This is a genomic window from Limosilactobacillus sp. (assembly GCF_022651205.1).
Lineage (GTDB): Bacteria > Bacillota > Bacilli > Lactobacillales > Lactobacillaceae > Limosilactobacillus.
This window is the reverse complement of sequence record NZ_JALCQI010000001.1, coordinates 116,782-142,937: the sequence shown is the minus strand read 5'-3', so window position 1 is coordinate 142,937 and position 26,156 is coordinate 116,782. Positions and strand designations below refer to the sequence as shown.

The following is a 26,156-nucleotide window of genomic DNA, read 5'->3' as shown; positions in this document are numbered from 1 at the left end:
GGCAAATTCATGAAACTTTCAAAATCGACGGCAAATCTTCTCCTGGTATTCGTAACAATCCTTTGGGGAAGTACATATATCTTTAATAAAATGGTTGTTGATGCTGGAATGCAATCAGGGACAATCAATGCCGTTCGGGGAGCAATGTGTGTCCTCGGTGGTCTCGTCCTGTTCCACCGTCAACTAAAACGAGCAACCCCGTTTGATATCAAAGTGGGCTTAATCGTGGGTCTAGTCAACTTTTGTGGCTATTATCTAAGAACGCTCGGCCTCCGTTCTACTACTCCTGCTAAAAGTTCCTTTATTACAGTAACCTACGTTGTTCTGACGCCCCTAGTTCTCTGGCTATTTTGGCATGAACGACCGAAGCTAAAAATCATTTTTGCCATCCCCCTCTCACTAATCGGAATGGCAATCTTAACGGGAGTTGCTGACAACGGCTGGTCACTTCAGTCAGGAGATTTCATTACCTTCCTCTCAGCTTTCTTCTGGGCATTCCAAATCATCATTTTCGGCAAATATGCTAGTCGTGCTTCAAGCCCCTGGATCATCATTACCCTAATCGGCTTCGTCCAGGTTATTTGCGGGACTCCACTAGCACTGACAATGGAACGAGCATCTCTCACCCATATCAACTGGCTACAGGCCCTCCTTCCATTAGCAATCGTCGCAATCGTGATTACCTTTGCTGCTCGAGGGATCCAGATCCGGGCACAGAAGTATACGGATGCCACTTCAGCGAGCCTAATCTTAATGAGTGAATCTTTCTTTGCAACTACCATCTCGGTTCTTCTCGGCTATGATCAACTTTCACCACGTTTAATTATTGGTGGTTTCCTAATCATTATCGCGAACGTGATCATGCAATTTGATCTGCGTAAACCAAAGCTAAGTACGCAAGAATAAGGATTTAAAACAACACGGCCTTCAGACTCAGTTAAACTGAGCTCTGAAGGTCGTTTTTAGTTAACCATTAATTAAGTAAATATAGGTCTTTAGGAATCCCATCAATCAATGGCGTCACCTGACCGACAGAAATCATCGTTAAAGCATGCATTGCCCGTGAAGCAATGGTGTATAACAATTGACGCTCACTATCATCTGGATATTCATTAGCATTAACGTTCCAAGCAATAACCGCATCAAATTCAAGTCCCTTTGCTAAGTAGGATGGGACGATGATGACACCATCAACTAACCGCTGATTTTCGGTCCGAACGAGCGTTGTCTTGACGTTCTGCCGTTTTAATTCGGTAAAAAGCTTCTCGCAGTCTTCTAAGGTCTTACCGATAATTGCTACCGCATCGTGAGCTTGCTGGTACTTCTTCAGCGTTTTAATAACGCTCGTCACACCCTGAGCATAGTCGCTATCCTCAATTACAGTTGGCAAGTCACCTTGACGTTCAAAGGCCTCAATTGCCTCACCATTCGTTAGTAAGTGCTTAGTAAAGTCAGTAATCTGTTTCGTTGACCGATACGACTTCGTTAATTGGACAATCTTCGTCTTTTCTGAATCGAACATCGTGCTTAATTGGCGCAACAATGAGCGACTGTTCTCGTGGGTAAAGATTGCCTGGTTCAAGTCACCGAGGAGAGTAAAGCGAGCATGTGGGAAGCGGAATTTCAAGTATGCTAATTGGTAAGCATCATAATCCTGAACTTCATCAATGAAGACGTAGCGAATATCCCGTTGTCCCTTCTTCCCCGTCATCAAGTCATACAGGTAAAGGTAGATCGTGATCCCACTAGCACTAATTTTTCCCTGCCGGAGTTGGTCCTTGGTTTGCTCAACATAATTTGTCCACTCAGCTTCCGTAATTCCGAACTGCCCCAGTTCTACCAGCTTAGGGGTTGCACGAAGAAGGTGGATGAACTGGGCGTTGATGTTTAACCATAAGTTATGGTCGATTGCGCGCTTTACCGGCGTTAATGCTTTCATCACAATTTGGCGAGCTAAGAACTTAAACTGCTGGTTATCATCCGCAAATTCACGTGGCTGGTTGCCCATCATGTCATCAATTTGTTCCTTACTCAGGTTTTGAACTGCTTCTTCAGCCCACTTACTCCGCATTTCAACGCTGACTCGGTGATTGAGGTACTTGATCAGCGCTTCCTTAGTACCATCAAGACGGTTACCAAGGTTATAATTACTATTGAAGGAGTAGTAGATTTCCTTGATCTTTTCCTTACTGATAAAGATCTTACCGTGAAACATTAAATTTCTAAACCGCATATTGGCTTTTCCCAAGTGCTTAGCATAACGGCCCGTTGCCTTAAAGTAAGCCAAACTGGTCGTTAACTGAACAGCCTTCTTGACGGCCGGATCCTGACTGCTTTCAAATCGCTGAGCCAAGGTTTCAACATGCAATCTTGGTACTCGGCGGTTAGCGAACTGGTAGTAGGTCATCTGAACCATATTATGCTCCCCAAGCTCGGGAAGTACTTGATCGATATAGTCGTTAAATAGCTGGTTCGGTGAGAACAGGACAACTTGGGATGAGCTTAGATTTCCCCGATAACGGTACAGAAGCCAAGCAACCCGTTGGAGAACAGCCGCAGTTTTTCCGGATCCGGCAGCCCCCTGAACGAAGAGGAGATCATCCTTAGTATCACGGATAATCTCGTTTTGGGTCCGTTGGATCGTCGTCACGATACTCTTCATCTTGGTGCTTGAGTGGGTACCTAACGCTTCCAACAACATCTGGTCGCCAACTTGCTCATCGGTATCAAAGATTGTCACAATCGTTCCATCTTCAATCTGGAACTGCCGCTTTAAGGTCATATTGACTTTCTGAGTACCGACAGGGGTCTCGTAACTCACCTCACCAAGTTTACCCTCGTAGTAAACTGAGGAAATTGGTGCTCGCCAGTCATAAACCAAGAAATGATCTGGACGGTCGCTAAAAGAAGCCAGGCCGATATAAACGGTTTCTGGCTTAGCAGCTCCCTTTTCCTGAAAATCAATTCGGGCAAAGTACGGTTTCTTCTCCAGTCGCTTTAAGGTAGAAAGCCGATCCGCTGCGTGCTGCCAACTATTCTGCCGTTCATCAAGCATTTGCTGCTGGGCACGGAAGGACATTGCAGTATCCATCATCCCCGAATAAGTTGTGGTGTTCAGATGGATATCATCAATCTGCTTATTAATCCCCCTAATATCATGTCGGGCGGTTTGAATCTTTTTCTCAGCCTTGTCCTTGGCCGTTTTAATCTCACTAATAACGTGATCTAAATGTTTTTGTTCAAATTCTCGTACTGACTGTTCGGTCACACTCGCTACCTCCATTCGGTAAAATCGTCTTACTATTATAGCATTGATAGCTCAACGACCGAAACAATATTCCTTTTGATCGCCGAATACTAAATTATCTTTAAATATTGACAGTAACCTGAACCTTCGGGACTAGAATGACGGTAAAATAGAGTAATCACTTACTATTTAGAAAGGAGCTTGCAGATTGGCTAACCTATTTTATATTTTGACTCACATTGCTGAAGTCATTATTCCAATGTTTGAATGGCTCGGTCCATGGAGCTACGTGCTGCTCTTTGCGATTATTTTTATGGAAACCGGCCTGGTTATCTTTCCCTGGCTCCCGGGAGAATCATTAATCTTTCTCACCGCATCATTCATCGCCTTCCACCCTGTCCTGAAGCTGGAAATTGTCATTCCGGTCTTCTTCTTTGCGGCCTTTATCGGTGACACCGTTAATTACTACATTGGCCGCTCCCTCTCTCGTTGGCAATGGCTTTCAAAGCGGGTTAACGGACCAGGAATGGAAAAAGCTCACAAGTTACTAGAAAAGCACGGGATCAAGACAGTCGCCTTTGGTCGCTTTGTCCCCCTGATCCGGACATTTATCCCGTTGATTGCTGGAACGATGCACTTTGATTTTCGCCGATTTATGGTCGGTAACCTCATTGGAGTAATTGTGTGGGTCCTTGCTGCTAGTCTTGTTGGCTACTACTTCGGAAGTATTCCGTTCGTAAAGGAACACTTCTCACTGATCATCCTGCTCTTTGTATTAGTAGCCATCTCAGTCATTGCATTACTGGCGATCATCCGTTACTTACGGCGCAAGATCATCAAGCGGAATAAGATGCTCTAACACTAATTAGTCACTGTTCACACTCCTCCGTAAAGCATGGTAAAATAGAAGGTAATTATTATCATACGTAAAAAGGAGCTGATCAAGTTGGCAATTACTGTCTACTTTGTTCGTCATGGTCAAACCTACCTCAACCGGTACAACCGAATGCAAGGATGGTCTGACGCCCCTCTAACCGAAAAGGGGATTGAAGATGCTAAACGAGTTGGGAAGGCCCTTGCTGATGTTAAATTTGACTATATTTTTAGTAGTGACCTTTCACGGGCAGTGAATACCGCTCGATTACTCCTCGCTGCCGATCCAAACACAGATATTAAGGAACCAATTCAGGAACCAGCTTTCCGTGAAATCTTCTTTGGTTTCTTTGAAGGCGCAAATGGTGGTGCAGTCGCTGATATTGTTGGTGGAAAGTACGGCTACCATAACTTCTCACAAATGGCTGCTGGCTGGGGAACCGATGAATTAAAGGATCGGATCGCTAAAGCAGATCAATATGGTGACGCTGAAGATGCACAACGTTTTTGGAAGCGGATGGATAAGGGCTTCGACCGGCTCCGTAATTTACCGGACGGTTCCGTTGCCGTGGTTGTTTCTCACGGTGCAGCAATTCGTTCAATCGCTGATCGCTACCTTGAAGGCGTTGACCAAAACGTTTCACCACGTAACGGCAGCATCATGAAAATGACTTTAACCGATACTGATACACATGTGGACTTTTATAACCAGCTCCACATTCCGGATAAATAAGATCACCTGATTAAAGGGGGAACATTATCTTTCAATGGATAACATACAAACCGAAGAGCCAGTATTAATCACTGGATTGAACACCGAACAAGAGGATTTTGATTATTCAATGACCGAGCTTGCTGAATTAGCTCAAGCCAACCACATGAAAGTCGTCGATCGAATTGATCAAGCAATTGACCGTCCTAATCCAGCTACCTATTTTGGCAGCGGTAAAGTTGAGGAAATCAAAGCCGCAGTTTTAGCTGAAAAGATTTCAACCGTTATCACTAACGATGAATTGACCCCAAGTCAATTACGGAACTTGGAAGATGAACTGGACTGCCGGGTTCTCGACCGGACTGCATTGATCCTCGAAATCTTTGCTGAACGAGCACAGTCAAAAGAGGCCAAACTTCAGGTACAAATTGCTGAATTACAGTACCGACTACCACGTCTCCAGACGAGTGCTAATCAACGACTTGACCAGCAAACTGGTGGTGGAAGTGGTTTTACCAACCGTGGTGCCGGTGAAACGAAACTGGAAATGAACCGGCGGACGGTCCAAAATTCAATCAGTCACCTCCGAAAAGAACTACGGGCAATTGATCGTTCTGAAGAAGTTAAGCGGAAGCAACGTGACAAAAGTGCTATTCCAACTGCAGCCCTTGTCGGTTATACTAACGCCGGTAAGTCGACCATCATGAATGGTCTTGTTGAAAAGTATGGCGTTGGCGAAGATAAAACCGTCTTCGAAAAGGACATGCTTTTTGCGACCCTTGATACGAGTGTCCGGCAATTAACGCTTCCCGATCAAAAACGGTTCTTGCTTAGTGATACTGTTGGTTTTGTCAGCAAGTTACCAACTCACCTTGTAGAATCATTCAAGTCAACCCTTGCGGAAGCTGCAAACGCTGACTTACTAATTCAGGTGATTGATGCTTCCGATCCCCATTACGAGGACATGATGAAGACGACCCAAAAGACACTTAAGCAAATTGGTATTGAAAACATTCCGATGCTGTACGTCTTTAACAAGGCTGATAAGACTGATATGGAATATCCAGTTCTTGAGGGAGATGATCAAATTGTTATCTCCGCTAAAGATGACGATTCACTTGAGCTTCTTACCAAGGCTATTCGAAAACACCTCTTCAAGGATTATGTTGAGGCCAAGATGCTAATTCCATTTGCGGATGGTCACGTTGTTTCATATCTCAATGAGAATACCAATATTCTTGATACTGAATACCAAAGCAGCGGAACTGTACTGACAGTTGAGCTATCCCAAAAGGATTACGATAAATATCAAAAGTACGTGATTCGCTAAAAAACGAGAGGTTAGTGAGAAAATATTCTAACTAACCTCTCGCTTTTTATTCTCTAAGCTGTCCGGCGATTAATTATTCCTAAAATCCAGGAAACAATGAGGACTAAGATTACCGCACCGATAATCGAAGGGACAATCGCCATCCCCGCAACTTGTGGTCCCCACGCGCCGAGAACTGCTTCACCTAATGATGAACCGACTAACCCGGCGATGATGTTGCTGATGACTCCCATCGAGCCACCGCGACGAGTAATCGCCCCGGCAATTAATCCGATTACACCACCAACAATTAATACCCAAATCCAGTGTAACATTGGTATTCCCTCCTTGTCATTCGGCTAATTCTGCCTTTTTCTTAACGGCTTTCTTCTTGATCTCTTCTACCTTTGCTTGCGCTTTACCATGCACTTCTTGTGCCTTGCCTTCAACCTGTTTCAGTTTACCGGCAACTTTATTTTTGATACTTTCTTTGCTTGTCATAGATATTCTCTCCTTTCTTTACTTGAGTAGGTTTATTTGATGACCTAATCATAACAAGAAGCGGTTTCACTAGCGATACTTTGATGATTCTCTTACAAAAGTGTTAATACTAATTAGTTTTTTCTTAAGTTAAAAAAAGCGGCAAGTTACTAGTAAAATAGTAGCTTACCGTTTTTTAGCAGTGTTTTCATTCACTAATTATGAATTAAAAACGAACTTCATTCTTAACGTTTTTGCCTTCAACAATCGCTGCAATATCGTTTAAACTAACTTGCACCATGTTACGAACGGCCGTGTCAGTCATGAAGGCCACGTGTGGTGTTACAACAACGTTTGGCATCTGAACAAGTTCCTTAAAGTCAGCGGGAACATCTTCTGGAGCAACCTTCTTGCTAAAGTAGGTTGTCTCATCGCCTAGAGTATCTAAGCCAGCACCACCAATTTCATGGTTCTTCAAGGCTGCGATCAGGTCAGCAGTGTTAACAACCTTTCCCCGCGCCATGTTAATTAAGATCGCATTCTTCTTCATTTGCTTAAATTGCGCTTCAGCAAACATGTTTTCTGTGCTGGAAGTCAATGGTACGTGAAGAGTGATAATGTCGGCTTCCTTTAGTGCAGTCTCCAAATCTACAAATTCATCTACATATGGAGCATAAACCACGCTAGTTGCCCGTGTTACAGCGATTACTCGAGCACCAAGCGCCTTATAAATCTGCGCCGTCGCACCACCAATGTGACCAAGGCCAACAATCGCAACTGTTTGGTTATAGATTTCGTCACTCACAAGATCTTTACTCCAGCGGAAGTCGGCATCATTTAACATCCGTTCCTTAAATTCGCCAATTCGCCGTAACAGGTACATTGCATGGGTTAACCCCATTTCAGCGATTGCCCGTGGTGAATAAATTGAAACATTAGTGATCTTAAGGCCGTTTTTCTTTGCCAAGCCTAGATCAAACATGTCATATCCAGCCGTCCGGGTTGATAACTGCTTAATTCCAAACTGCTTTAACTTAGTATAAATCTCAGGATCGGCAATCTTACTCGTTTGTAAAACCGAAACGCCATCGTATCCCTTAACCATATCAATTGTTGTCGAATTCAATTGATCTTCAACAATCTTAACCTCGTTGCCGGTCTTTTCAGCCCATTCCTTAGCGTACGGAACTTCCTTCGCGTCAACGCCAAACATGATTAGCTTCATCTGTAATCCCATCCTTTATCTCAGTTTTTGTGTGCGTTTACAATACTTATTATACTAGAAAACAGAGTGCGAATCCGCTAAAAAAGGCGAAGAGTCTGAGTTTATTCTCAGCCTCTTCGCTTTTCTTTTTATCTCTTAAATTAAGCTGCCTTCGTTTCCCGATGAGGAACAAAGTCGCGTTGAATCCAAACGGAAACAATCATTGCAAGAGCATCAATAATGACAAAAACAATTAAGGTGACGTAGTAGTTATGCAATACTTGGTGAGTGTATGAAAGCAGCAACGGACCAACCATTCCGGCAGCGGCCCAGGCAGTCAAAACATAACCGTGAATTGCTCCTAGCTCTTTAGTCCCGAAAACATCGCCCAGGTATGCTGGAATAACGGAGAAACCAGCCCCATAGCAGGACATTAATAGGCAAAGCGCCATTGCAAAGATAAATGGCATCTTGAAGAAGAGCAGGATAAACAGCATTACAATGTCTAGCACAAAGATCAAACTATAAGTCAGTGGTCGACCGATGAAGTCGGATAGAGTAGCCCAGACAAGACGACCAAAGCCATTAAAGAGACCAATAATTCCAACCATCACAGCGGCGGCACTTGCGGTCATTGTCGTCATGTTTTGTGCCATTGGTGAAGCTGCAGAAACAAGACCAATCCCCGTGGTGATGTTAATGAAGAACATAAACCAAAGGAATGCAAAGGTTCTTGTCTTTAGTGCTTGGTTAGCTGTTAATTCACGGTTAGTCAAGCTTACCCGTTGTGCATTTTGAGCAATTGCTTGTGGCAGTTCGTTTGGCCGTGGCTTTTTAATAAACTGAGCTGCAACGACCATAACCACAAAGTAGAAGGCCCCTAAAATATAGAAAGTATTAGCAATTCCAACCGCTGCCATTAACTTTTGGGCAACTGGACCAGTAAGCATTGCCGCAAAGCCAAAGCCCATAATTGCTAAACCAGTAGCGAGGCCTCGTTTATCTGGGAACCAGCGAACAATTGTCGATACCGGTGTAACGTAACCAGAACCTAATCCTAGTCCACCAATTACCCCGTATGCTAAGTAAAGTAACCATAAGTGGTGTGATTGAACAGCTAACCCAGTTAAAGCAATCCCACTACCGTAACAAATGCTTGAAATCGTTCCGGTAACTGTTGGACCAAATTTTTCAACCAACCGTCCCATAAATGCGGCTGACATTCCTAAGAAAAAGATTGCTAAACTAAATGCAAATGATACTGCGGTTTCCTTCCAGCCGGTATACGCGGAAATTGGCTTAGTAAATACACTCCAGGCATATACCCCACCAATCATTAGGTGAAGGATCACCCCTGCAAACGCCACTCCATACCGATTCCTTGTTTTCGTCATTCCCAATTCTCCCTTATATTTATTCCGAACATTATTTTTAAATAATATAAGTTTGTTCGGTGTTTAAAAAATAGCACAGAGATATTGAATAAACAATAGGGAAAACACGAACTTTACAAAAAAAGAGACTGGAAGTTAATCCAGCCTCTTTAGCATGATTGTTAAGAAATATTTACTGCGAACATGATCCCTATTATGGGTTCTAATGCAGCATAGTTTAAACGTGTTCCTCAGAAACTTGCTAGAGCTAGCAACCTCCTTCCTCAGTAGCCAACTGAATTCTGCCACCAACAAGTTGGTAGTCAGAATTCTAGTTAGCCTTGTGAAGGCTCACAGACGAAAACAAGTTTTCTGGTTCACTCTTTAGGCGCAAGTCGCCTTCGTCAGGAGAAATTGCTAGCTTTCCGCAAGTTTTCTGCTGAGTCACACTCTATTTTGAATTAAAGCCATCGCCCTCACCCATTGGGCCGTGTTCGTTTTCTTTCTCACTAGCAACACTTGGTGCATGGAACTCGTGGGATGCAATTCCCTTCATTGTTAATAGTAACAAGAGGTTAAAGACAACCGCGATTCCTAATAGGACAAGGTTGCAGAACATTGTGTAGTGGGTACCTAAACCACCACTAATTGAATCACGTAGACCAAGGATCGAGTAGGTCATTGGTAAGTACCAGTGAATGACATTGTAGAACTTCATGGTAACTTCCATTGGGAACGTCCCACCAGAACCACCAAGTTGTAACATCAGAAGAACCATGGCAACAAACCGACCAGGGTTATCAAAGGTCATTGATAAGAACATTACAACAGCCATCGAAGCCAACCCGAAGAGGATCGTTGTGGTAAAGAATGATGGAACGTGGTCGATTGTTAATCCACACATCATCATGATTCCACATTCAACAACAGCCATGGCAATTGCGGCGATTCCACCAACAACAACCTTACTGAACCACCAAGCGGTTGCAGAAGCATTTGGATCTGCGACCCGCCGAATTGGGTAAACAAAGTTGAAGACAAGCATACCAACATAAAGGGCAACTGACAGAACATAAGGTGCCAGTGCGTGACCGTAGTTTGGTACGTAACTGTAGTTAGAGTGCTTTTCAACTGAAGGTTCAGCAATCATCTTAGCTGTCCGGTTAGAGGTCTTAATACCATTAATGGTCTTTGCACCCTTACCCAGAGCATCAGCTAACTTACCAGCACCAACGTTTAATTTGGTAATTCCTTGAACAAGTGCTGGTGAATTATCAACTAATTGTTGGGTACCAGCAGCTAATTGATTAACACCAGCAGTCAATGCAGGAACCTGACCATTCAATTGACCAAGAGCGCCTGCAAGTTGACCAGCACCGGAGTTCAATTGACCAGAGTTGGCAGTTAATTGACCAACACCTGCTCCTGCTTGAGCAACACCGGCAGTGTATTGACCAATACCAGAAGTCAACGTTCCGGCACCAACGGCAGCGGAATCAACACCGTTAGTGTATTGGGTGACATAAGTATTAAGGGTATTAGCACCACCAGCAATTTGGCTAGTAGCAGATTGCAATGCCTTAATTTTATCTTTTGAACCAGACAAACTGGATAAAGTACCTTTGTAACCATTCAAAGTATTAAGCAATGTATTAGCTTGCTTGATTGTACCATCAGCATTATCAAGGATTGTTGACATCTGAGAAAGTTGACCAAGTTGTGATTGCATATCACTTAAAGAACTTCCTAAACTATTTAGGCTATTCAAAGTAGTTCCAACATCAGCAATAGTTTTAGCACTGTCTCCAGCAGTTTTAGCATTTGCTCCAGCCTGTGTAGCTAACGCGCCTAGTTGACTCTTAATATTATTATCACTAGTTGAACCTGCAAGAGCTTGTAATTTACCGGCTATTTCAGCATCACTTTTGGCAACACTACCGGCACCATTTGCAGCGCTGGTTAATTGTCCTTTAACCTGACTAACACCAGCCAATGCACCAGAAGCTTGTTGAAGTTTACCAGCACTTTCCTGGACACCAGCCAAAGCAGCTTTAGCAGTAGTCAAACCAGTTTGCAATTGAGCAAGACTCTTTTGTAGATCCTGAGCCTGGTTCATTGCTCCCATAATACCTTCAAAGTCCATATTACCTAACTGACTTAGCTGACTATCGTTACCGTTTACTTCTTTGTCTAACTCACCAGTATACTTTGCTAAATCACCAGTTCCACTTTGAATTGCAGAAGAATTATCTCTCAATTGACCCAGTCCACTTTGCAATTGACTTGCGCCTGAGTTCAGTGCACCCGAGTTAGCATTCAATTTACCTAATCCAGCGGCAAGCTGACCAACACCACCAGTGTATTGGCGGATTCCGTTAGCAAGTGTTTGGCTACCAGATGCTAATTGTTGAGCACCAGCGGCTAATGGAGCAACACTAACCCGTAACTTCTGAACACCATTGTTCACTTGGGAAACCCCGGCAACATACTGGTTCATCCCACTTTGAAGGGTTACCAGTCCATTGTCCAGTTGTTTGGCACCACTAGCAGCAGTACCCATCCCCTTACCAACCGTGTGGAGGGCTTTGAACATTGCTTGAGCGTATGCCCGGGTAACTTGTGCCCGAATCTTTTCGTTTAGCTTAGTCATCCCCAACTGACTGATAACTTCACCAATGTAGTTTAGTGAACCGTTCGTCTCATACTTCAGTTGCATTTGCTGAGGATGCTTGTTCAAAACAGTTGTTGCGTCCTTAGAGAAGTTCTTTGGAATCGTAACAACCGTGTAGTATTTCCGGTGGGTTAATCCATAGTGTGCCTTTTCAGGTGAGACGATTTCCCACTTTAATTGCTTGTTTTTCTTTAATTCTTTGACCATTCGATGACCGATATCCATCGTTTGTCCACGATATTCAACCGGAACATCCTTGTTAACAACCGCTACCGGCAAATTTTCCGTACTCCCATAAGGATCCCAAACAGACTTTAGGAAAAAGATACTGTAAAGGAACGGGATAATACAAATAACGGTAGTGGAAATTAATAATAGTCGATTGTGCAGAATATTTTTAAATTCCGCTTTAATCGCATTCCACATTTATTTTCTCCTCTTATCCCCTAAATATTTGTTAATTAATTTTGTTCCAATTGGCGACCAACCGATAATGATTGCATTGAACGCTTAGCAAACTCAATTACGTGATCAATTGAAACATCATAGTTCTTATCCTGCCACCAGTAAAAAGTGCCGATTAACGCACCACTAAGCACATACGCTAACATTTCCGGATCGGCGGTCTGCTGTAATAATTGAATAACAGGATCATTGCTCTTTTCTTGCCGCCGTTCCAGCATGATCTGACTCAGGATATGCATCATTTCAGCATACAATGAGCTGTGGGCACTTTCCGATGCTAAATGACGAAAAACATTCTTATGGTCATTAACATAGTAAATTAACTGCTTAATTAGATCATCTTCCGAATCACTACTATCAACTAAGCGGTTAATTTGCGTTCCCAATGTTTGCTCAAGGAGGTCATACTTATCGCGGAAGTAGCGGTAAAAACTACTCCGGTGTAGTAACGCTTCTTGGCAGATTTGATCAATTGTCAGGTGTTCAAAGGATCGCTCTTCAAGTAGTGTTAGCAATGCATTTTGAAAATCACGCACAGTTCTTGTGACTCGCACTAGTCTCCCCTCCTTTAACCAATTTTGCAATAAACATTGTAAACCGTGTCAAAAATAGACAACAGAGTTAATCTGGCACGTTTATATCATCATAAGACAAAAATAAACTATTGTCTCATTTAATGTGACAATAGTTTAAATTGATTGTTATTTTGTTGTTCGTTCACGATAGGCAACTTGGGCTTTTAGTCCATAGTCGGCGGTTGTCATAATCGTGGTTCCACTTCGTCCTGGAATCTTGTTTGGTCCATCAACGACCACAAGATTAGCCAAGTAAATCCGGTACTTTTCGTGAGCCTCGTGAACATCGGTTAAGCCAATCTTAGTGATGTGGCCAACCGGGTGGCGTTCCATTTGGTTCATCCCCATATAAATCTCAAGCCGATGACGGATTGGATCGTGGACTAGTTCAAAGTACGGTGGAATTGACTCCACATTTAATGCTTGAACAGGCTGGTGAGTCTCCTGGTACTGGTGGATAATCTCCCGTTCACTCATCCCATTAAAATCGTTGACGAAGATTTTTTCGGATAATAAACGATCAACTACTTTTTGAAGATTCTCTTGTTCGGAATGATCAATTGAAACGGTTGCTGGAATTGTATCAGCACCAGAGAAAAGACCGTTTGATTGGTTTGCCAATCCGGTTGAGTACCGACCAGCACCCCTTCTTAATTGTGGCTGGTTATTTTCAGCAAACTTTTGTCCCGTCACCTTGGCAATCCGTGGTGAAAGGAAATCAAATTGAGAAGTCTTCCCTAAGAAGTAGAAGACAAAGTTAACGTAAATGAAGTAAGTAATTGCGACCATCGCTAAGCAATACAAGAAGCCACGCATCCAGGCATGGTTAATAAATAAACGGAAGGTCACGTATACCAGATAAATATCGCCTAAAATGGCCAGAACAATATAGATCCGGTTCTTTAGTTTGACATCTAAATTAAAATAGCTCAGCGATGAGTTAATCATATCGAGAAAGCTAAACATCTGTGAGGTTCACCCCGCTTAATTATTAGTTGTATTTTGAGTAGTCGTTCCTTGACCACCATTGATCTGCCCGGTTTGAGTTTCGTTACCGGTCGACTTGTTACCAGTATTCTGGTTTCCCTGATTATGCGTTGTCGTGGTTGAGGACGAACGCTCTGTATCATTACCAGTATTATTTTGGTTTTCTTGAGTATTATCGTTATTACGACTCCGGGTACTGGAAGATTGTTGCTCGTCATTATCGTCCTGTTGTGAGGAAGAATGACTAAGAACACTACTACTGTCAGAATTAGTCCGTCGATCAACTGATGATGTTGAACTTACCCGTGCCCCTTCAGAGGTGTGTGTTGCATGGTTAACAACAACGTTCGTGGCCCCTAATGCTAAGACAATTGAAAATAACGCAAAGGGAGTCACAATAGGTGGGATTTTATTTGCCATAAATAAATGCTCCTTTTCTACAACCTATCATACTCGCTTTTCTCCCCGATAAATATTAAGGAATATTGAAATTATTTAGCCTTTTCTTTTGGCCTGACACTCGGCACAAATACCATGTAACTCGAAAACATGACCATTAATCTTTGCCCCTGGAAGTTGCTTAGCAAAGAAATCATAGTCAATTGGCGGCATCTTAATTTCCTGAACTCGTCCACAAACGTCACAAATAAAATGGTGATGATGACGTGAATCACAGCAAACCTTAGCCTGCATTTTTTCACCCTCTTGCCGGGTTTCGACAATCCCCAATTTCTCGAATTCCTTTAAATTACGGTAAATAGTCCCGTAGCTAAGGCCTGGATTGGTCTTTCGCAGACGCTGATCAACATCCGTAAAATCAAGATAACGATCGGGATGTTCGGCTAAAATTTCAATCATTTGCTGCCGTTGTTTGGTCCACCGGGATCCATTGTTTTTCAAGGTTTCTCGTGCTTGCATAATTAGCTCATTCATCGAATGCCACCTCCCTAATAAAAAAGTTATTCTACCATAGATTGATCTTTTTCTAAATCACTTTGTCTTACGATTTGCTCTACCTGAGCCACCGTTTGCTCCCAAGAATCATTAACGACCACGTTAGCAATCCCCTTCAGTTCATCGGGCAAGTGGAGGTCTCGGTGATATTCAGCGCTTTTCAATCGCGAATGCACCGCACGAATTCCGTCTCCCCGCTTAACCATCCGCTTGGCTAAGGAAGCAATATGGCTCACCGTTAGGAAAATAATTACTGCCCGCTGACCTAGCTGCTGGTGGTATGTCAAGGCACCCTTGGTATCGAGAACGATTACATCATCATGACCCTTTTGCCAACCAGCCTCAAGACTCTCCATTGAGGAACCATAACGATGATGATCATACTCAACCGATTCCAAAAGATGAAGCTTATTCATCGTAGCCGGCGTTTCAAAGTGGTAATCAACGCCATCACGTTCAGTTGGTCGTGGTGGACGGGTAGTATGTGTAATTACCCGTTCCATTTGATAATGTTCCTGAAGAAACTTAGCTACCGTTGTCTTTCCGGAGCCAGCCGCCCCGGCAATGACAAATACTTTTCCAGAACTCATCTTACTTTGTCAAATGAGCGTTAACCTGGTCTAGCAACTGCTTTAAATTATCATATGTCAGCCGTTCTCGAGCATCATGGTAATTAAACCAGCCACTATTCTTAATCTCTTCTGCTTGTAAATGAATATCTTCATTCTTAGTCAAATCAGCAGTATACAGCGTCATTTGTTTCCGGTTGCCGTTTGGTAAGTCATATTCAGTATAAACGTGAAAACTGGTATCGATTGGCAGGACCAATTGTGTTTCCTCTTTAATTTCTCGTTTAGCGGTTTCTTCAAGCGTTTCTTTGCCCTCAACATGGCCCTTAGGGAATCCCCAGAAGTGACCCTTATTTTGGCTTTCTAGTAAGAGGTATTCAATTTCTCTATTATTTTGCCGATAAACAACAGCACCACTAGTAATTTCAATTGCCATAATCGCTTGAATCTCCTTAAAAATAATCTAATTTTCTAATTGACTTTTAATATTAACTAAATGTATTATTGTTAGTATACGCGACAGGATTCACTACCTGCCGCTAAATTTATTATAGCAAAGGTGGGTTAAAGATGGGCTTAAACATTTTCCGAAAAGAAAGTCTCGATCGTTATCTTGGAGCTGATAAACTTTTCGCTAAAACAATGAACGCTCGTGACTTGATGGCTATCGGAATTGGAACCGTTATTGGTACCGGGATTTTTATTCTCCCGGGTACAATTGCGGCTAAGCAGGCTGGACCAGGGGTGTCCCTTTCTTTCCTGTTATCCGCGATTGTCTGTGCATTTGCCGCAATGTGCTACGCTGAATTTGCTTCAGCATTACCCGTTGCCGGCAGTGCCTATTCTTATGGTAACGTGGTGTTTGGCGAATTCTTCGGCTGGCTCCTTGGTTGGGCGCTTGTCCTAGAATATATGTTAGCCGTGGCATCAGTTTCAACGGGGTGGGCCGCCTACTTTAATTCATTTATCGAAAGTTTTGGGCTTAAAATCCCCCATGCTCTTTCTGGACCATTCGATCCCGCACACGGTACTTATATTAATATTGTTGCGGTTGTGATTGTCCTCTTAATTACCGTTATGTTATCCCGAGGGCTTCAATCATCAGTCCGGGTAAACAACATTGCGGTAGTAATTAAAGTTGCAATTATCCTTATCTTCATTGTCGCTGGTTTATTCTTCATCAAGCCGAAAAACTACCATCCATTTCTCCCTTACCACATGAGCGGGGTTATTCATGGAGCAACAACTGGGTTCTTCGCTTACCTTGGTTTCGACTGTGTTTCTAGTTCAGCCGCTGAGGTTAAGAATCCCAAGAAGAACATGCCACTTGGAATTATCGGAACGCTTGGGATCGTTGCGGTTCTCTACATGGGAGTGGCAATTGTCCTCACGGGGATGGTAAAGTACACCAAACTTGACGTCGCCAACCCCGTATCATATGCCCTTCAACTGGTTCACCAGAATTGGTTAGCAGAACTTCTCTCAATCGGTGCGCTAGTCGGGATGTTCACCATGATGGTAGCAATGATCTACTCCAGTTCACGGTTAATCTATGCGATCGGCCGTGACGGACTGTTGCCAGCATTTCTTGGTAAGTTAGATAAGAAGAGCCACTCTCCACAAGTAGCTCTTTGGGTCGTTGCAATCATTATTGCTGCGATGGGTGGCTTGGTTTCCCTTGATCAATTAACTAGTCTGGTTAACATCGGGACGCTGTTTGCCTTTACCCTCGTGTCATTTGGGATCATCCCACTTCGTCGACGGAAAGACATTGGTAATCGTGGTGGCTTCAAGGTTCCCCTTTACCCATTCATTCCAGTGCTTTCAGGCCTTCTATGTCTCGCAATGATGACTCAGCTTCAATTGGAAACTTATATTGGGGCCGGAATTTGGTTTGTAATTGGATTAATCATTTACTTCACATATGGGTACCGGCATAGCAAACTAAATCAAGTAAAATAAACTCTTCACTATATTGATATATTGGAAAACAGGGTTACGTGTTTAAACTTAATTTCGTAATTCTGCTTTCTTTTTATTTTAAATATTTCTAATTCCCATCATTATAAGTTTTGATAATGGATTAAAAAATTCAATTTTTGAGCTATGTATCCGTTTACTTTATCACTAGTGATTTGCATCACAGCTTTTTTGCGTGATATGGTATATTGTAATCTGTCTTTAAGAAATTGAATTTTTGTGTGAATAGACATTAGTTGTTTGGAACACAATTAAGAGATTTACTTCTGTCTAGCGTTATCCAACTAGGCACTATTTGCATAAGGATCACTAAAATATTTTTGAGGTGAAAATTTGCAAAAAAATTCTAAAAAGATTTCGTTACTTTCAGCAGTAATGCTCGCAATTAGTTCGTTAATTGGTTCTGGGTGGTTATTTGGGGCCAGCGAAGCAGCAGCTACTGCTGGACCTGCCGCTATTATCTCCTGGATTGTCGGTGCGATCGTGATGGGGTTAATTGCCTTTAACTACATCGAACTGGGAGTAATGCTTCCGGAAAGTGGCGGAATGAGTCGCTATGCTCAATACACCCACGGGCCTTTACTTGGCTTTATTTCTTCATGGGCTAATTGGGTTTCATTATTAGCAATCATTCCAATTGAAGCAGTAGCGGCTGTTCAATATATGAGTTCCTGGCCTTGGAGTTGGGCGAACTGGACTAACCGGTTCATGGCTAACGGCCACATTAGTAATAGCGGCCTTTGGGTAGTCTTCTTGTTCATGATTATCTTTACCCTTCTAAACTTTTGGTCAGTTGAACTGATGACACGGTTCACCAATCTTATTTCTATTTTTAAAGTTGGGATGCCGTTATTAACAATTATTATTTTAATGATTAGTAGTTTTCATCCTGGGAATTTCGGTAATTCCGTTCATAGTTTCTTTCCAAACGGAACTAGTGCTATTTTCCAGGCAACAACAATTTCCGGGATTCTCTTTTCCTATAATGCTTTCCAAACGGTTATTAATATTGGTGGAGAAATTAAGAATCCTGCCAAAAATATTTCCCGGGCAATTGTGATTTCACTTAGCGTTGCCGCATTGATTTATATTTTTCTCCAATTAGCTTTTATCGGTGCAATTAAGCCGACAAGCTTGGCTAAGGACGGCTGGCAAGGGTTGAACTTCAACTCGCCATTTGCTGATATTGCAATAATGCTTGGCATTAACTGGTTAGCTGTTCTTTTATATTTAGATGCCTTTGTCTCACCATTTGGGACCGGGGTTTCCTTTGTTGCCTCGTCAGGGCGAACGTTAGCGGCCATGACTCTCAACCGTCACGTTCCTCTTTGGTTAGGAAAGACTGACGGTATTTATGGGAACCCCCGTTTAGCATACTTAACTAACTTGGTAATTGGAGCAGGAATGGTAACTGTCTTCCGTGATTGGGACGTTCTTGCGAGTGTAATCTCAACTTCAACGTTGATTGCTTATCTTACCGGTCCTGTTACTGTTATGACCATGCGAAAGTTACGACCAAACTATACTCGACCAGTTAAGTCGAAACTTCTGCCGATTATAGCTCCATTATCATTTATCGCTGCTAGTTTAGCTATTTACTGGGCAATGTGGCCAACAACGATTGAGGTCATTTTTGTAATCATCTTAGGGTTGCCCCTATACATTTATTTTGATTACAAACGAGGTCGAACAACCATTAAGCAACAGCTAAAAAGTAGTGGCTGGCTAATTACCTACCTTATTTTTATTTCGATCATTTCGTATATCGGAAGTACTGGCTTTAACGGTAAAAATATTCTCCATTATCCCTGGGACTTTGTTGTAATTATTATCGCTAGTTACCTCTTCTACCGTTGGGGATTACTTAGTAAGATGAAGAATGCCCCTGATTTGAAGATGGCAGATAAAATTAATGCAAAGGTTAAACGCCAGGCTAAAGAGGATTAATTTTCTCAATCTATAGCATCAACTAAGGGGTGTTTTAATATAAGGTTTTCTTATATTTTTTATCATGGAATATACAAAAAAGAATTATAAAAAAGCACCATTAAAAGCTGTTCATTTTCGCGTCTTATTTGCAATTATCCTCGGCCAAATCGCCTGTGGATACGCCCTCGGTATTAGCGGAACTGGACTTACTAAAGCTCAAAATTATATTACCATTAATGATTTTTGGGTTGGTTTAATTGGTGCGGGTAGTTTACTTGGACTCATGGGAAGTGCCTTAATGGGGCGAATAGCCGATCAATTTGGTCGACGACGGATGTTAATGATTGACATGTACCTTTTTGCGGCCTTTTCACTCCTCCAGCTGGTGACTACTAACCTATTCTTATTGTTTATTCTTCGTTTCCTCATTGGTTTAATGATTGCCATTGATTATACGGTGGGAAACTCGTTGCTTGTTGAATGGCTGCCAGCCAATGAAAGTGGTAAACGCCAAAGTCAATTAATTATCTACTGGACAATCGGTTTTATTCTTTCCTACATTGCCGGAATTATGATTAGCGGTTTGGGGAGCCATACCTGGCAAGTAATCCTCGCTTCTTCCGTTGTTCCCGGATTAGTTGCCGGAATCTTTCGTTCGGTATCAAAACTTCCTGCTTCGCCTAGCTGGCTTGCTAGCCAAGGGGAAAACAAGAAGGCCCAAAAGTTAATTCAAAAGCATATCGGTAAACGCTGGGGCCTCCCACTTCGCCTTCTCAAGGCTAAACCCGCTGATAATATTTCATGGACGATCTTATTTAGCAAAAAATACCGACGGCGAACCCTTGTTGGTGGATTATTTTATGCCTGCCAAGTGTTTGCGTTCTTCGGTATCAGTATCTTCCTGCCGATCCTGTTAAAGAGTATGCATATGGGAGACAGTAATTTGTCAGGAATCATCTACAACGGTTGTATGCTGATTGGTGTGCTGGCCGGTGCCTGGGTTTTCAAGAGGATTAGTCGCCGGGCATTTCTAATCGGAACCTTTTTCTTTTCTGCGATCGGTTTAATTGCCATGATGATTGGTCCCCAGTCATCTTTGGGCTTTCAAATTGGGATCTTTGCCCTCTTTTCAATCATCCTTTCTTCAGGGTTAACCCTTGACTATCCTTACCCCACTGAACTCTTTGACATCAAGGTTCGGGCTACTGGGGTTGGAACTTGTATTACTATTAGCCGGATCGGTGCTGCAAGTGGAACATTCCTCTTACCGGTATTAACTAACATCGGCGGTGCTCATTTGGCAATGCTTGTCTGCACCATTGTTTTAATCGTTGGTGGAATTATCTGTCTTTTCTGGGCTCCTGAAACATCACCGCGGTTTATGAAGAAAGAAGAAAACAAATAAACATCAATAAGTCCAAGTTTATGCTACCTTGATGGCCAGACTTGGGCTTTATTAATTATGAAATTTTATTGAACTATCGTCTAAGAATCCTTTAATAGCAGCTTCTCCCTTTAATCAGAATGGTATAATATTCTTACGAAAAATAAGAAAAGGACTGATTAAAGTAATTTAACTCAAAGCATTTGTAATTTATTACCCACGGGGGACGGGAACCCGTGATGTTGCTTTAGGGAAAGTATTAAGAGGAGCAAAATGAAAGAAAAATATCAATTAACTACTAACGAGCTGAAGCAAGAGTTCAACTTAACGGACTTTACTCAAGGACTTAACGACGCAACAGTTAAGCAAAAGTTAGCCCAAGATGGTCGAAACGTTCTCGAGGCAAAGTCAACGTCAAAGTGGAAGATCTTCCTTCGCCAATTTAATAACATCGTGATTTATATCCTGCTAGTTGCAACATTGCTAACGGTAATCATTGGGCATTACACTGATGCCATCGTTATTGGTGCCGTAGTAATTTTGAACTCCCTGATCGGGTACTTCCAAGAGACAAGTGCTGCAAACGCACTAGCAAAGATTAAAGAAATGATGGCTAACCAGGCGACTGTTTACCGCAATGGGAAGCGACAAGATATTGATGCAGCTGACTTGGTTGTCGGTGATGTTGTGTTCCTTGAAGCTGGGGATAACGTTCCGGCAGACTTACGGATCGTTTCTGCCGATAACCTCCGGATTGAGGAATCGGCATTAACTGGTGAAACAAACTCGGTGATTAAGACTGATGAGCCATTAAGTGACGATAACATTCCGTTAGCTGAACGGGTTAACATGGCCTACGCTTCAACTTCCGTAACTAGCGGGAGTGGTTTGGGAGTGGTTATTGCAACTGCTGAACAGACTGAAATCGGGAAGATCTCTCAAGAGGTTGCCCACATCAAGCCAAAGAAGACTCCTTTAACAAGGGAAATCGACCACGTTGGGAAGGTGGTTTCATACATCACCATCACAACTTCGATCATCGTCTTCATCGTTGGCTTCATATTAAAGATTTACTCACTGCCTGCTCTAGCCCTTGCAGTTGTTGCTATGCTTGTGGGTGCCATTCCTGAAGGACTACCAGCAATTACTTCCGTGATTCTTGCCTTCGGGATCAGCAAAATGGCCAAATTATACAAGACAATCATTAAATCAATGCCAGCCGTCGAAACTCTCGGTTCGGTTGATGTGATTGCCACTGATAAAACAGGGACGTTGACTAAGAACGAAATGACAGCGACTGAACTCTGGGTTGGTGATCAACTCTATAAAGTTTCGGGGACTGGCTACGCACCAACTGGTGAAATTAAACTAGATGGTAAAAAAGCTGCCCTCACCGACCAGTTACAACTGTTCGTGGAAGCCGGCTACCAAGCTAACGATACTGTCTTGAGCGAAAATAACGGGGCATGGCACATTAATGGTGAACCGACTGATGGTGCCTTCCTGACACTTTATCACAAGGCTCACGGTCCCCAATATCAATCAAAGTACACTGATATTGACTTACTACCGTTTGATTCCGACTACCGCTACATCGCCAAGCTAACGGAAGATCAAGAAAGCCACCAACAAGTAATCTTTATCAAGGGTTCTCCTGACAAGTTATTTGAAATGGCACAAAGAGAAGATCCAAACTTCGATCTTAACAAGTGGCAACAACGGGTTAATGACTGGTCAAGTGTTGGTAAGCGGGTAATCGCTGTTGGTTACCAACCTGTACCAAAGGGTGAAAGCTTAACTGAGGTTGATCACGAACACCTCTATCAAGGAATTAAGTTTCTTGGCCTAGCTGCCCTTCTTGATGCACCGCGTGAAGAAGTAATCGCTGCATTGAAGAAGATGAACACAGCTGGGGTTCACGTTAAGATGATCACTGGTGATGACCCACAGACTGCCCGGGCGATCGGTAAAGAACTTGGTTTAACCAACGGTCCAATTAACGCCATTACCGGTGCTGAATGGGATAAGCTATCATCGAAGGAACGGGAAACCGTTGCCCTAAATACTCAGGTCTTTGCTCGAACAACTCCACAAAACAAGCTTGAAATTGTGGAAGCTCTCCAAAACCAGCAACAGGTGACTGCAATGGTTGGGGATGGGGTCAACGATGCTCCTGCTCTAAAGAAAGCCGATATTGGGGTTGCAATGGGAATCAAGGGAACCGATGTTGCAAAAGACGCAGCTGACATGATCCTTGGTGATGACAACTTTGCAACAATGGCCGCCGTAATTAAGGAAGGTCGACGGATCTACGACAACATTAAGAAGAGTATTCTTTTCCTCTTACCAACTTCCTTTGCTGAAGGACTAGTCGTTGCTTTCTCAATCCTGACTGGCCAACAGGTTCCACTACAACCTGCTCAGTTGCTCTGGATCAACCTAATTGCCGCCATCACAATCCAATTTGCCTTCGTCTTTGAAAAGGCTGAAGATGGCATAATGGAACGGTCACCACGACCAATCACCCAACGGCTGATGAACCGACATGACCTCTTCCAAATGGGCTACGTTTCCGCTTTGATGGCAATCTTTGCCTTAATTGGTTACGAATGGTTTATTCGCGCCGGTGCAGGTGAGCTTAGCGCTACAACAATGATGGTTAACACAATTGTTATCAGCAAGATTTTCTACTTCTTCAGTATTCGAACTGAACAATATGGCTTAACCCAAATTAACGACATCAACAAGAAAGCTTGGGGCGTAATTGGCTTAATGATTATCTTCCAGCTAATCTTAACCTACGTTCCGTTCATGCAAACAGCATTCCACGTCACCGGAATCAGCCTCATTGAATGGGGTGCCGTAATTCTCTTCTCCTGCTTGATTATGATTTTCACTGAAGGAGATAAGTGGATTCGGTTTAGGATGAAGAAGGCTTAATCTTAAATAAATAAGGTATCGAAACTATATGGATTCGATGCCTTATTTTGGGTTTATATTTGATTATTTTTAACACATTATAGTAAAATATACTCATAATAAATTATGAGGTGAACAGATATGAGTACAATGCTAAAAAGTAAAAAATCACAATCACGTGTACAAGCAAATGTTGACCCTGAAATTAAAGATATGGCAGAAAAAGTTATTAAAGAAGTCGGTTTAACTCCAACTGCAGTTATTAATGGCCTTTATCGTAAAATTGCTTCTACTGGAAGTATCCCCCTAGACTTTTCTTTAACATCAGAGCAGATGGCTGATCTAGAACTACAAAATGCTTTAAAAAAATTGCCTGTAAAAAAATTAAGAACTAAAAAAGAACTAGAGGAATTTTTTAACGATGAAGATTAATGAAATATATACCGCATTCGTTACCTGGCAAAACGGTGGTAAAAGGCGGCCAATCCTCATTATAGAAACAGAAAATAATGAATTTTATTTTTTAAAAGTAACAAGTAAATACAGTAATAAATCTGAACGAATCAAAAAGATCTATTACCCACTGCAAGATTGGCAAAATGAAGGATTAAAGAAACAATCTTATATTGACGTAGGAACCGTCCTTAATCTTTCAAAAAAAGATGTATCATTAAAATATGTCGGTAAGCTAACGATAAAAGACAGAAAAGGACTTGCTAAATTTATTGAAAATATAGAAAGCTAATTTTAGTAATTGTATTTCTTATTTAGTACTTGCCAAATTAATTTTCTAATGGTATTCTAAGAAACATCAAGTACACGAAAGGAGAAAGATCAATGTTAGTATTCAATAATCAATTACAACAATCTTCCTCCTCAGCCTCTAGCTCTATCCGAGGCTGAGTGATTTTAGTGTACCTATAGAACGGTTTAATGTAATGCCGGGTTCACTTAATCATTTGGCGATTTCCAGATGATTAAGGTTGGACCCGGCTTTTATTATGCCGATTTTGAATTGGAGGAATGGCGATGAATAATCAACCAAAAGAAGAATTGAAACGGTCGTTAGGATTTTGGTCGGCAATCTCGATTGTCGTGGGGACAATTATTGGTTCAGGGATCTTCTTCAAGCAAGGTTCCGTTCTTGATAGTGCCGGCACATCATCCCTTGCAATTGCTGCCTGGGTATTTGGGGGAATCATTACCCTAACTGGTGGTTTAACGGTTGCCGAAATTGGTGCCCAGATGCCTTACACTGGGGGGCTTTACGTCTACATTGAAAATCTTTATGGACGAATCCTTGGTTTTCTTGCCGGCTGGATGCAAGTCATCGTTTACGGCCCTGCAATCATTGCTTCGGTTGCCGGCTTCATGAGTATCTTGATGGCCAACTTCTTTGGTCTTAGTGCTGCATGGCGAATTCCGTTAGCCGTGATTACCGTCCTCGCAATCGGAATCATGAACCTGTTTGAAAACAAGGTTGGGGCAATTTTCGCTATCATTACAACAGCCGGAAAAATGATTCCAATCGCTGCCATTATTATTTTCGGTTTGTTCTTTGGTAACCAACACGCCTTTGGTCAAACCGTTACCGAAGTTCAACACGCTACTGGTGGCTTTGGTGTTGCCGTTTTAGCAACCCTCTTCGGTTATGATGGCTGGATCTTGATCGCTAACCTTGGTGGTGAAATGAAGAACCCACAAAAATTACTACCAAAGGCAATCATCCTTGGGATCACCGCCGTTCTTGTAATCTATACTTTAATCACAGTTGGAATTCTTAAGTTCTTACCTGCTAACCTGATCCACCGCCTTGGTGAAAACGCCACTGCTTACCTTGCCACTAAGGCTTTCGGTGCAATCGGTGGCAAACTCCTCTCGGCCGGAATTATCATTTCGATGATGGGTACCCTAAACGGAAAAATGATTACCTTCCCCCGGATTGTTTACGCAATGGCGCGTCGTGGTGACCTGCCATTCTCGCGCTTCCTTTCGTTCGTTACACCAAAAGGTAAGTCGCCTGTTGTTGCAACATTATTTATCGTTGCCCTTGCTACCATAATGATGTTCTTCTTCGATCCTGATCACCTCTCGGACCTTTGTGTCTTTACCGTTTACTGCTTCTACCTTTTAGCTTTCTTTGGTATTTTCATTCTCAGAAAGAAAAATAAGGGACCACGGCCTTTCAGCACTCCACTCTACCCACTCGTACCAATCATTGCAATCGCCGGTGGAATCTTCGTCCTCGTCAGTGAAATCTTCAACGACCCTGCCGGTGTCCTTCTCTTCGTCGGCATCGTCATCGTCGGCCTCCCCATCTTCTACGCCGTTAAAAGGATGGATGAAAAGAGGATGTAAGAATAGAGTGTGAACAGGTAAAAAAGGCCCGTAAGACAACAATTTCTCCCGACTGGATGCTGAAAGCATCTGGGAGGGAGTTTGTTGTCTATAGGGGCTTTCCTGTGAACCGATTTCGACTCAGTCCCAGTAGAAACCGACCCTGGCGACCTCATTTCGACTCTGTT

General features: G+C 42.6%; 23 protein-coding genes. 11 read left to right on the top strand and 12 right to left on the bottom strand.

Annotated elements, in window-relative coordinates; translation table 11 throughout:
* The first annotated feature begins 9 nt into the window (after positions 1 to 9).
* Positions 10 to 906: a DMT family transporter gene (locus LKJ51_RS00655; RefSeq protein ID WP_291978625.1), complete on the top strand. Its 897-nt coding sequence runs from the start codon at positions 10 to 12 to the stop codon at positions 904 to 906.
* Between the two features lie 67 nt (positions 907 to 973).
* Here the strand turns inward: LKJ51_RS00655 and helD are convergent, their stop codons facing one another.
* The gene (helD, locus tag LKJ51_RS00650; protein WP_434737659.1) at positions 974 to 3,283 is read right to left on the bottom strand and encodes an RNA polymerase recycling motor HelD; all 2,310 of its coding nucleotides are present in this window, start codon (positions 3,281 to 3,283) and stop codon (positions 974 to 976) included.
* A gap of 223 nt (positions 3,284 to 3,506) precedes the next feature.
* On the opposite strand from helD, the gene LKJ51_RS00645 reads away from it, so the two are divergent.
* From LKJ51_RS00645 to hflX, 3 genes are all read left to right on the top strand, one after another.
* The gene (locus LKJ51_RS00645; protein ID WP_434737662.1) at positions 3,507 to 4,106 is read left to right on the top strand and encodes a DedA family protein; all 600 of its coding nucleotides are present in this window, start codon (positions 3,507 to 3,509) and stop codon (positions 4,104 to 4,106) included.
* An 87-nt stretch (positions 4,107 to 4,193) separates the two neighbouring features.
* Positions 4,194 to 4,853: a histidine phosphatase family protein gene (locus LKJ51_RS00640; protein WP_291978622.1), complete on the top strand. Its 660-nt coding sequence runs from the start codon at positions 4,194 to 4,196 to the stop codon at positions 4,851 to 4,853.
* A 34-nt stretch (positions 4,854 to 4,887) separates the two neighbouring features.
* Positions 4,888 to 6,162 carry a GTPase HflX gene (gene hflX, locus LKJ51_RS00635; protein ID WP_291978621.1) on the top strand — a complete coding sequence of 425 codons (1,275 nt, stop codon included), beginning with the start codon at positions 4,888 to 4,890 and terminating at the stop codon, positions 6,160 to 6,162.
* Positions 6,163 to 6,215: 53 nt separating this feature from the next.
* Here hflX and LKJ51_RS00630 read toward each other — a convergent pair whose 3' ends face one another.
* From LKJ51_RS00630 to LKJ51_RS00580, 11 genes are all read right to left on the bottom strand, one after another.
* Positions 6,216 to 6,476: a GlsB/YeaQ/YmgE family stress response membrane protein gene (locus tag LKJ51_RS00630; RefSeq protein ID WP_291978619.1), complete on the bottom strand. Its 261-nt coding sequence runs from the start codon at positions 6,474 to 6,476 to the stop codon at positions 6,216 to 6,218.
* Between the two features lie 16 nt (positions 6,477 to 6,492).
* Complete coding sequence (locus tag LKJ51_RS00625) at positions 6,493 to 6,642, bottom strand: CsbD family protein (RefSeq protein ID WP_291978618.1); 150 nt, start codon at positions 6,640 to 6,642, stop codon at positions 6,493 to 6,495.
* A 205-nt stretch (positions 6,643 to 6,847) separates the two neighbouring features.
* Positions 6,848 to 7,846: a D-2-hydroxyacid dehydrogenase gene (locus LKJ51_RS00620; protein ID WP_291978617.1), complete on the bottom strand. Its 999-nt coding sequence runs from the start codon at positions 7,844 to 7,846 to the stop codon at positions 6,848 to 6,850.
* Between the two features lie 140 nt (positions 7,847 to 7,986).
* Entirely contained in the window at positions 7,987 to 9,219 is a 1,233-nt protein-coding gene (locus LKJ51_RS00615; RefSeq protein WP_291978616.1) for an L-lactate MFS transporter, read from the bottom strand.
* 430 nt (positions 9,220 to 9,649) lie between these two features.
* The gene (locus LKJ51_RS00610) at positions 9,650 to 12,295 is read right to left on the bottom strand and encodes a YhgE/Pip domain-containing protein (protein ID WP_291978615.1); all 2,646 of its coding nucleotides are present in this window, start codon (positions 12,293 to 12,295) and stop codon (positions 9,650 to 9,652) included.
* 35 nt (positions 12,296 to 12,330) lie between these two features.
* Positions 12,331 to 12,888, bottom strand: a complete 558-nt coding sequence (locus LKJ51_RS00605; RefSeq protein ID WP_291978614.1) for a TetR/AcrR family transcriptional regulator — start codon at positions 12,886 to 12,888, stop codon at positions 12,331 to 12,333.
* Between the two features lie 147 nt (positions 12,889 to 13,035).
* Positions 13,036 to 13,875, bottom strand: coding sequence for a DUF6681 family protein (locus tag LKJ51_RS00600; protein ID WP_291978613.1), 840 nt, complete (start codon positions 13,873 to 13,875; stop codon positions 13,036 to 13,038).
* Positions 13,876 to 13,893: 18 nt separating this feature from the next.
* Positions 13,894 to 14,316, bottom strand: a complete 423-nt coding sequence (locus LKJ51_RS00595; protein ID WP_291978612.1) for a hypothetical protein — start codon at positions 14,314 to 14,316, stop codon at positions 13,894 to 13,896.
* A 75-nt stretch (positions 14,317 to 14,391) separates the two neighbouring features.
* Positions 14,392 to 14,829 carry a Fur family transcriptional regulator gene (locus LKJ51_RS00590; protein WP_291978611.1) on the bottom strand — a complete coding sequence of 146 codons (438 nt, stop codon included), beginning with the start codon at positions 14,827 to 14,829 and terminating at the stop codon, positions 14,392 to 14,394.
* A gap of 26 nt (positions 14,830 to 14,855) precedes the next feature.
* Positions 14,856 to 15,440, bottom strand: a complete 585-nt coding sequence (locus tag LKJ51_RS00585) for a guanylate kinase (protein WP_291978610.1) — start codon at positions 15,438 to 15,440, stop codon at positions 14,856 to 14,858.
* 1 nt (position 15,441) lies between these two features.
* A complete protein-coding gene (locus LKJ51_RS00580; RefSeq protein ID WP_291978609.1) occupies positions 15,442 to 15,855 on the bottom strand; it encodes a bis(5'-nucleosyl)-tetraphosphatase in 414 nt (137 codons plus the stop codon).
* Positions 15,856 to 15,989: 134 nt separating this feature from the next.
* On the opposite strand from LKJ51_RS00580, the gene LKJ51_RS00575 reads away from it, so the two are divergent.
* The 7 genes from LKJ51_RS00575 (at position 15,990) to LKJ51_RS00545 (ending at position 25,989) form a co-directional block, all read left to right on the top strand.
* Entirely contained in the window at positions 15,990 to 17,381 is a 1,392-nt protein-coding gene (locus LKJ51_RS00575; protein WP_291978608.1) for an APC family permease, read from the top strand.
* Positions 17,382 to 17,732: 351 nt separating this feature from the next.
* The gene (locus tag LKJ51_RS00570; RefSeq protein ID WP_291978607.1) at positions 17,733 to 19,346 is read left to right on the top strand and encodes an APC family permease; all 1,614 of its coding nucleotides are present in this window, start codon (positions 17,733 to 17,735) and stop codon (positions 19,344 to 19,346) included.
* A gap of 64 nt (positions 19,347 to 19,410) precedes the next feature.
* Positions 19,411 to 20,733, top strand: coding sequence for an MFS transporter (locus tag LKJ51_RS00565; protein ID WP_291978606.1), 1,323 nt, complete (start codon positions 19,411 to 19,413; stop codon positions 20,731 to 20,733).
* A 252-nt stretch (positions 20,734 to 20,985) separates the two neighbouring features.
* Positions 20,986 to 23,652 (top strand): HAD-IC family P-type ATPase, encoded by a 2,667-nt coding sequence (locus tag LKJ51_RS00560; RefSeq protein WP_291978605.1) that lies wholly within the window; start codon positions 20,986 to 20,988, stop codon positions 23,650 to 23,652.
* A 120-nt stretch (positions 23,653 to 23,772) separates the two neighbouring features.
* Positions 23,773 to 24,063, top strand: coding sequence for a type II toxin-antitoxin system RelB/DinJ family antitoxin (locus LKJ51_RS00555; RefSeq protein ID WP_291978604.1), 291 nt, complete (start codon positions 23,773 to 23,775; stop codon positions 24,061 to 24,063).
* Complete coding sequence (locus tag LKJ51_RS00550) at positions 24,053 to 24,376, top strand: MazF family toxin-antitoxin system (RefSeq protein ID WP_291978603.1); 324 nt, start codon at positions 24,053 to 24,055, stop codon at positions 24,374 to 24,376. The genes LKJ51_RS00555 and LKJ51_RS00550 overlap by 11 nt, the downstream gene beginning before the upstream one ends.
* A gap of 284 nt (positions 24,377 to 24,660) precedes the next feature.
* Positions 24,661 to 25,989, top strand: coding sequence for an APC family permease (locus LKJ51_RS00545; RefSeq protein WP_291978601.1), 1,329 nt, complete (start codon positions 24,661 to 24,663; stop codon positions 25,987 to 25,989).
* Positions 25,990 to 26,156 lie beyond the last annotated feature (167 nt).

Bases quoted from the DNA above. Each gene is read 5' to 3' on its own strand.
- LKJ51_RS00655 (WP_291978625.1), top strand. From the start codon at position 10: ATGAAACTTTCAAAATCGACGGCAAATCTTCTCCTGGTATTCGTAACA.
- helD (WP_434737659.1), bottom strand. From the start codon at position 3,283: ATGGAGGTAGCGAGTGTGACCGAACAGTCAGTACGAGAATTTGAACAA.
- LKJ51_RS00645 (WP_434737662.1), top strand. From the start codon at position 3,507: ATGTTTGAATGGCTCGGTCCATGGAGCTACGTGCTGCTCTTTGCGATT.
- hflX (WP_291978621.1), top strand. From the start codon at position 4,888: ATGGATAACATACAAACCGAAGAGCCAGTATTAATCACTGGATTGAAC.
- LKJ51_RS00630 (WP_291978619.1), bottom strand. From the start codon at position 6,476: ATGTTACACTGGATTTGGGTATTAATTGTTGGTGGTGTAATCGGATTA.
- LKJ51_RS00625 (WP_291978618.1), bottom strand. From the start codon at position 6,642: ATGACAAGCAAAGAAAGTATCAAAAATAAAGTTGCCGGTAAACTGAAA.
- LKJ51_RS00620 (WP_291978617.1), bottom strand. From the start codon at position 7,846: ATGAAGCTAATCATGTTTGGCGTTGACGCGAAGGAAGTTCCGTACGCT.
- LKJ51_RS00615 (WP_291978616.1), bottom strand. From the start codon at position 9,219: ATGACGAAAACAAGGAATCGGTATGGAGTGGCGTTTGCAGGGGTGATC.
- LKJ51_RS00610 (WP_291978615.1), bottom strand. From the start codon at position 12,295: ATGTGGAATGCGATTAAAGCGGAATTTAAAAATATTCTGCACAATCGA.
- LKJ51_RS00600 (WP_291978613.1), bottom strand. From the start codon at position 13,875: ATGTTTAGCTTTCTCGATATGATTAACTCATCGCTGAGCTATTTTAAT.
- LKJ51_RS00595 (WP_291978612.1), bottom strand. From the start codon at position 14,316: ATGGCAAATAAAATCCCACCTATTGTGACTCCCTTTGCGTTATTTTCA.
- LKJ51_RS00590 (WP_291978611.1), bottom strand. From the start codon at position 14,829: ATGAATGAGCTAATTATGCAAGCACGAGAAACCTTGAAAAACAATGGA.
- LKJ51_RS00585 (WP_291978610.1), bottom strand. From the start codon at position 15,440: ATGAGTTCTGGAAAAGTATTTGTCATTGCCGGGGCGGCTGGCTCCGGA.
- LKJ51_RS00580 (WP_291978609.1), bottom strand. From the start codon at position 15,855: ATGGCAATTGAAATTACTAGTGGTGCTGTTGTTTATCGGCAAAATAAT.
- LKJ51_RS00575 (WP_291978608.1), top strand. From the start codon at position 15,990: ATGGGCTTAAACATTTTCCGAAAAGAAAGTCTCGATCGTTATCTTGGA.
- LKJ51_RS00565 (WP_291978606.1), top strand. From the start codon at position 19,411: ATGGAATATACAAAAAAGAATTATAAAAAAGCACCATTAAAAGCTGTT.
- LKJ51_RS00560 (WP_291978605.1), top strand. From the start codon at position 20,986: ATGAAAGAAAAATATCAATTAACTACTAACGAGCTGAAGCAAGAGTTC.
- LKJ51_RS00555 (WP_291978604.1), top strand. From the start codon at position 23,773: ATGAGTACAATGCTAAAAAGTAAAAAATCACAATCACGTGTACAAGCA.
- LKJ51_RS00550 (WP_291978603.1), top strand. From the start codon at position 24,053: ATGAAGATTAATGAAATATATACCGCATTCGTTACCTGGCAAAACGGT.
- LKJ51_RS00545 (WP_291978601.1), top strand. From the start codon at position 24,661: ATGAATAATCAACCAAAAGAAGAATTGAAACGGTCGTTAGGATTTTGG.